Here is a 6,568-nt window from a genome sequence, read left to right as displayed (position 1 = left end):
CTATAGGGTGCAAGAAGTTAGTGGTTTTTGAAAAGATTATGCGGTGGAAGTAATAAGGCTTTCTCTCTCCAGTTCGTTTTCTTCGTTTTTTCCATCTTTGTAAGTGGCCGCTATTTCGACAAAAAGGCCTTCGACGGCTAAAAAGGCTTGAACAACTTGCGGATCGAAATGAGAACCTGCACCTTCTAAAATGATCGCTTTGGCTTGTTGATGTGTAAATGCTGGCTTATAGACTCGTTTAGAGATTAATGCGTCATAAACATCGGCTAATGCCATTAAACGAGCCGACAAAGGAAATTCTATCGATAGCTTTCGCGGATTGATACAAGAAAGTGGTTAGTGTTGGATTTTTGTTAGCTAGGTGGGGAATATTACAGCGTTACTATGAATAGGTTTGAATAGCCTCGGTTGAGTCTCGAGGCTATTACGTCGATGAGGTTGCGATGAGAGCTGAGAAGATTAGCTACAACGCGACCTAACGATTATTAAAAGGCGATTACTTTTTCAGATTGATTTCAGCTTCAATTGAACCAGTTTCAATCTCTGGGTGTGACGCCAGCTTGTCTGCTGCCCATTGGTTGATGTGCTTAAGAATTGCAGATACTGCGTGCTTTTCAGTAGGTGCTTGATCTTGCTCTACATCTAGCTTCTGCTTTGGATGTGAGCCTGTCGCATCTTCAGCAATATGGAGCCAATCTGGGTGCCAGTAGTATGGCTGGCCACTCGGTGTTGTCCAACTGTGAACACCGTTTGACTCTCCTTTATAACTTAACTGATCTGCTTCTATTTTTTTCATTGTTATCTCGCATGTTTTTGGGTTACATCAAATTATTGAGGCGTAAAGCGAATTTAGCTCTTACCTTGGGTACAAACTTAGCAAAGCTTACAAAGTTATCTGTGAACCAATTCACACAATTATAGAAATTAGGTGCAATCATATGGATAGAAGCAATAGTTGATCACGTTAATGATAAGATCACCCGTCCACAGGAATTTATCTAGGTAGTACAATTAGATGGCGCGTTATGAAGAGCTTGCAAAGGATATTCGGACTCAGATCGCTAATAACACGTGGCGTTCAGGGGAGAAGATCCCTTCTGTACGCATGAGTTGTCGTAACTATAACGTCAGTAATAGTACTGTTTTACAAGCCTATCAGTTGTTAGAAAGTGAAGGTTGGATCATTGCCAAGCCTCAGTCTGGCTACTTTGTCGCCCCTAAGGTCGACGGCGTTGACTACGAAGCGCCAGTAGCACGAGAGAAGAAGGCGATTAATGATCGCTTGTTCGATTTCTTAAAGTCCAGCTCAGCAGAAGGCGTCATTCCTTTTGGCTCCGCTTTTCCTGACCCAGACCTTTTTCCTTTACCTACCTTAACTCGTAATCTAGCCAGCGCCGGCAGGAAGATGACGGGTGCCAGTGTCATTAACAATCTACCACCTGGAAGTGAATCTTTAAGAAGGCAGATAGCACAGCGTTATCTACAGCAAGGAATTACGGTTAACCATCAAGATATTGTGATTACTTCGGGTGCGATGGAAGCTCTGAACTTGAGCCTGCAAACCGTGACTCAATCTGGCGACTATGTTGTGATTGAATCGCCGGCATTTTATGGCGCTTTGCAAGCGGTAGAGAGGTTAGGGCTCAAACCGATAGAAGTGGATGTTTGCCCAGTCAACGGATTGGATATTGAACAGTTTGAAAGCATGCTGAAGGACCATAATGTGAAAGCATGTTGGCTGATGACGACTTTTCAAAATCCGACAGGCACAAGTCTATCAGACGAAGCTAAACGCCGCGTTGTAGAGATAGCAGAGCAGCACAATACCTACATTATTGAAGATGACGTTTATGGTGATCTTTACTATGAAGGACACAAGCCTAAGCCCCTGAAGGCGTTTGATAAAACGGATTCGGTTTTGCTGTGTGGTTCTTATTCAAAAAGTCTTTGCCCTGGCTACCGCGTGGGTTGGGTGGTCAACACTCGCTTCAACGATGCGATTCAGAAGTTGCAGCTGCTATCCACGCTCTCTAGTAGTGCGCCAGTTCAGCTTGGTGTCGCACATTTTTTAACTCATGAAAGCTACGATAATCATCTGCGTAAATTACGTAAGAATCTCTTGAAGAGAAAAGCACGCTTTTTAGAGGTCATCAAACAATATTTTCCACACTCTATTCAGCTTGAAGAACCCGCTGGTGGCTATTTTATTTGGATACGTTTCACTGCTGGTTTCGATAGCCAGCAGTTTCATCAACTAGCGATCGCACAGGGGATAAGTGTCGCATCGGGTGATTTGTTTAGTGAGCAGGGTAGTGTGGATAACGCTATTCGACTGAACTTCTCTTATGAACTGACTCAAGAAAGAGAGCAAGCCCTGAAACTGCTTGGAAAACTCGCACATCAGTTAGCGAATTAAGTGCCGACCTAAACGCTAACTGGCTCATAAAAAACGACATAATGCTAACTGTACGGTTTTAATGTGGCGAAACTGTACGCCTTATTGGCTACAGAGTTGTGATTCAATAACGGTAGACCAAATATTGGAGAGGCTGTTATGTTGAAGATGACTATGGGAAATGAAGTGAAGCTGATTGTTGTCGCGATTGTGTGTGCGCTTCTGCTTATTCTTGGCCATGTATTATTGGCAAAAGCATTCGCTGATATGGCTTGGGCGGAATACACCACCGCTGCGATTCCATTTGTAATGATGGCGATATGTGGTCTCGCGATAAAGTATGCAAGTAATCAGGACGTTGATTAGCGCACCTATCAAGGAGCTTGGTTTGGCATGACTCTAAATGATGTTTTCGTTCTGTTCTGAATATAAAAAAACCTCCGCAATTGCGGAGGTTTTGTTTTCTTTCTTTTAATTCGAGCTTAACGCGGAATTAGAAGTTCGCAGAGCGAGGAGTACGTGGGAATGGGATAACGTCACGTACGTTGCCCATACCTGTTACGTAAGATACTAGACGCTCGAAACCTAGACCGAAGCCAGAGTGAGGCACTGTGCCGTATTTACGTAGGTCGCGGTACCAGTTCATGTGCTCTGGGTCGATACCTACTTCACGCATGCGCTCGTCTAGGATGTCTAGACGCTCTTCACGCTGAGAACCACCGATGATTTCGCCGATACCAGGTGCTAGTACGTCCATTGCCGCTACAGTCTTACCGTCATCGTTAGCACGCATGTAGAATGCTTTGATGTCTTTCGGGTAGTTCTTAACGATTACAGGCGCTTTGAAGTGTTCTTCAGCTAGGTAACGCTCGTGCTCAGAAGACATATCGATACCCCATTCAACTGGGAATTCGAACTCACGACCTGAATCTAGAAGGATCTGGATTGCGTCAGTGTAGTCTACTTGTGCGAAGTCAGAAGTTACGAACTGCTCTAGACGAGTAATTGCTTCTTTGTCGATACGTTGAGCGAAGAACTCAAGGTCGTCACGACACTCTTCTAGTACGGCTTTGAATACAAACTTAAGCATGTCTTCAGATAGCTTAGCGATATCTTCTAGATCCGCGAAAGCTACTTCAGGTTCAACCATCCAGAACTCAGCTAGGTGGCGGCTTGTGTTTGAGTTTTCAGCACGGAACGTAGGACCGAACGTGTAAACTTTGCTTAGTGCACAAGCGTAAGCTTCACCGTTTAGTTGGCCAGATACTGTTAGGAATGTCTCTTTACCGAAGAAATCTTCGTTGTAGTCAACATCGCCTTTTTCTGTACGAGGTAGGTTTTCCATGTCTAGCGTAGAAACGCGGAACATTTCACCTGCACCTTCAGCATCAGAAGCAGTGATCAGCGGAGCAGATACCCAGAAGTAACCTTGCTCGTGGTAGAAGCGGTGGATCGCTTGAGATAGGCAGTTACGAACACGCGCTACTGCACCGATTACGTTTGTACGTGGACGTAGGTGAGCTACTTCACGAAGGTATTCGATAGAGTGACGAGTTTTCGCCATTGGGTATGTTTCTGCGTCTTCAACCCAACCAACAACTTTAACGTCAGTTGCAGCAAGCTCAAAATCTTGACCTTTCGCTGGAGACTCAACAATCTTACCTGTTACTTCAACAGAGCAGCCAGTCGTTAGCTTTAGTACTTCGTTTTCGTAATTATTAAGATTATTAGGGACCACGGCCTGAATCGGGTCGAAACAAGAGCCGTCATAAATGGCAAGGAAAGAGATTCCAGCTTTGGAATCACGACGTGAACGGATCCAGCCGCGAACAGTTACTTCACTGTCTACTGCTAGCTTGCCGCCAAGTACGTCTTTTACAGGCGCGTAAGTCATGTTGGTTTCATTCTCCATTGAGGGACAAATTCAACGCAATGTTTGCAATTGATTGTTTATAGTTCGCTACATTTTGAACAAAAAACAATCGAAACATTGAGTTGTATAAACTTTTTAAATCAATGGAACATATTACCTGTCATACGGAGAGCTTCAACCTTTATTCTTGCTTGTAGAAAGAAATATTGTGTATGTCAGCCATAAAACCCAATAAGGGTTGGTTTTTTGTTCGATCTCTTAGTCTGTTTCCACTTCTTGCATGTTGTCACGTGCCACGCCTGTGATGAGTTGGTCGCTGCTCCATTGTAATCTTTGTTTCCAATAATGATTGTGTGATTACATTGAACCTCACACTATATTGTCGCGGTTTCTCCTATCTAGGAGACCATTCACCCTCTTTGTTTGTCGCGAATTCACTTTGCTGCGAATTAAAGAATCACCAGAGGAGTTTAATATTCACGTGTTAATTACGCCGCCTTAGCCCCTGCATTCTCTCTACACCCGCACTTTTCGAGCGCTCGCTCATTCATGAAAAACAGTCGAATACAATATGTCTGAACAAGGCAGGATAGGCTGTACAAGTAAAAGAGAATTACATGCTTAATTATTTAAAAACACACTGGTTATCAAATATTAAAGGAGATTCATTATCTGGGATTGTCGTTGCACTTGCATTGATCCCTGAAGCTATCGCATTTTCCATTATCGCAGGCGTCGACCCTAAGGTGGGTTTATACGCTTCATTCTGTATCTGTGTTGTCACCGCTTTAGTGGGTAGCCGTCCGGGGATGATATCCGGTGCGACAGGAGCAATGGCGCTATTGATGGTGACTTTAGTCAAAGAGCACGGACTCGACTATCTACTGGCAGCTTCATTTCTTGCAGGTGTCATTCAGATTGTTGCAGGCTATTTGAAGCTGGGTAATTTGATGAATTTCGTGTCTAAATCTGTGATTACCGGATTTGTGAACGCGCTTGCTATTCTTATATTTATGGCTCAATTGCCGGAGCTTACCAACGTACCTTCAAGCGTATATTTGTTGGTCGTATTAGGGTTAGCGATCATCTACTTACTGCCTTACTTACCGAAATTGGGCAGCGCAATTCCATCACCCTTGGTGGCGATTATTGTGCTCACCATCATCAGTTTGATGTTTGGCCTAGAAGTGAGAACCATTGGTGACATGGGCAAACTTCCTGATTCGTTACCCGTGTTTTTAATTCCGAATATTCCATTCACACTTAATACCTTCGAAATCATACTTCCATATTCCATCGCTTTGTCAGTCGTTGGCATACTGGAATCCTTGATGACTGCGACCATTGTTGACGATCTGACGGATACCGAAAGTAATAAGAACAACGAGTGTAAAGGGCAAGGTGTCGCGAACATTGTTGCGTCACTGTTTGGCGGTATGGCGGGCTGCGCGATGATAGGTCAGTCGATCATTAACATTAAGTCTGGCGGTCTTACTAGACTATCCAGCATGATTGCAGGTGTGGTTCTATTGCTCATGGTGGTGTTCGCTGCAGACTGGTTAAAGCTGATACCGATGGCGGCACTTGTCTCTGTGATGATCATGGTATCGATCGGTACCTTCTCTTGGCGATCGATTGTCGAACTTAAAGATCATACCTTACCGACCAATGTCACCATGCTGGCAACGGTTGTGGTGGTAGTTCTTACTCATAACCTAGCGATTGGTGTCGCGGTTGGCGTGGTGCTTTCGGCCCTATTTTATGCTCACACGAGCAAGTCTATGGTCTTTATCTCCGATGAAGTCGTGACCAATCAAATGCATACCACTCATAAAGTTAAGGGGCATGTGTTCTTTGCTTCTTCTGATGCCTTTGTTGATTTGTTCGATTACGACAAGGCGACGTCGTTGGTCACGATCGACATTTCTGAGGCGTCATTTTTAGATAACACCTCGGTTGAAGCGCTCGATAAGGTGGTCTTCAAGTTTCGTAAGAAAGGGGGTTATGTCGATGTATCTGGCATGGATGAGGTCAGTGCTAAGCTAATCTTCAAACATGCGATGTACCACAAGCATAAAGATTTATCAGCGGTGTCGATTACGCACTAGCGGCTGTTTAAACATAGAGTTCATAGCCTAAGTAATGGCTACGTAGAAAGGTGAAGCGCTCGTGGTTGAGCGCTTTTTTGTTGGGTGACAGTTAGGTACTGTTCTCGGTTTAGGCTTTGTCTTTGGTACAAGATAACGTGAACTGATTAATCAGGGATTCTAGGTGGTCAGACAGCTCTTCTAGATCAGTAC

5 protein-coding genes and 1 pseudogene are annotated in these 6,568 nt (G+C 44.2%); 3 read left to right on the top strand and 3 right to left on the bottom strand.

Annotated features, from left to right (window positions below):
- Positions 1–36 precede the first annotated feature (36 nt).
- Positions 37–318, bottom strand: a pseudogene (locus BCT81_RS25175) (HD domain-containing phosphohydrolase); the annotation flags it as partial.
- A 178-nt stretch (positions 319–496) separates the two neighbouring features.
- Positions 497–796: a hypothetical protein gene (locus tag BCT81_RS25170; protein WP_063522463.1), complete on the bottom strand. Its 300-nt coding sequence runs from the start codon at positions 794–796 to the stop codon at positions 497–499.
- Positions 797–1,015: 219 nt separating this feature from the next.
- Between BCT81_RS25170 and BCT81_RS25165 the strand changes: the two genes are divergently transcribed.
- Together BCT81_RS25165 and BCT81_RS25160 are read left to right on the top strand one after the other, a co-directional pair.
- Positions 1,016–2,416: a PLP-dependent aminotransferase family protein gene (locus BCT81_RS25165; protein ID WP_102426231.1), complete on the top strand. Its 1,401-nt coding sequence runs from the start codon at positions 1,016–1,018 to the stop codon at positions 2,414–2,416.
- A 138-nt stretch (positions 2,417–2,554) separates the two neighbouring features.
- On the top strand, positions 2,555–2,761 hold the full coding sequence (locus BCT81_RS25160) for a hypothetical protein (protein ID WP_004741584.1): 207 nt from the start codon (positions 2,555–2,557) through the stop codon (positions 2,759–2,761).
- A 127-nt stretch (positions 2,762–2,888) separates the two neighbouring features.
- Here BCT81_RS25160 and asnS read toward each other — a convergent pair whose 3' ends face one another.
- The gene (gene asnS, locus BCT81_RS25155) at positions 2,889–4,289 is read right to left on the bottom strand and encodes an asparagine--tRNA ligase (protein WP_102426230.1); all 1,401 of its coding nucleotides are present in this window, start codon (positions 4,287–4,289) and stop codon (positions 2,889–2,891) included.
- 596 nt (positions 4,290–4,885) lie between these two features.
- On the opposite strand from asnS, the gene BCT81_RS25150 reads away from it, so the two are divergent.
- Positions 4,886–6,376, top strand: coding sequence for a SulP family inorganic anion transporter (locus BCT81_RS25150; protein WP_102426229.1), 1,491 nt, complete (start codon positions 4,886–4,888; stop codon positions 6,374–6,376).
- Positions 6,377–6,568 lie beyond the last annotated feature (192 nt).

Origin of the sequence: Vibrio sp. 10N.261.52.A1 (genome assembly GCF_002876325.1) — a bacterium.
Lineage (GTDB): Bacteria > Pseudomonadota > Gammaproteobacteria > Enterobacterales > Vibrionaceae > Vibrio > Vibrio chagasii.
Note: the sequence above shows the minus strand (reverse complement) of the source record. Positions and strands in the feature narration are given on the sequence as shown.

Excerpts from the sequence above, each read along its gene's own strand:
- BCT81_RS25170 (WP_063522463.1), bottom strand. The coding sequence starts at position 796 with ATGAAAAAAATAGAAGCAGATCAGTTAAGTTATAAAGGAGAGTCAAAC.
- BCT81_RS25165 (WP_102426231.1), top strand. The coding sequence starts at position 1,016 with ATGGCGCGTTATGAAGAGCTTGCAAAGGATATTCGGACTCAGATCGCT.
- BCT81_RS25160 (WP_004741584.1), top strand. The coding sequence starts at position 2,555 with ATGTTGAAGATGACTATGGGAAATGAAGTGAAGCTGATTGTTGTCGCG.
- asnS (WP_102426230.1), bottom strand. The coding sequence starts at position 4,289 with ATGACTTACGCGCCTGTAAAAGACGTACTTGGCGGCAAGCTAGCAGTA.
- BCT81_RS25150 (WP_102426229.1), top strand. The coding sequence starts at position 4,886 with ATGCTTAATTATTTAAAAACACACTGGTTATCAAATATTAAAGGAGAT.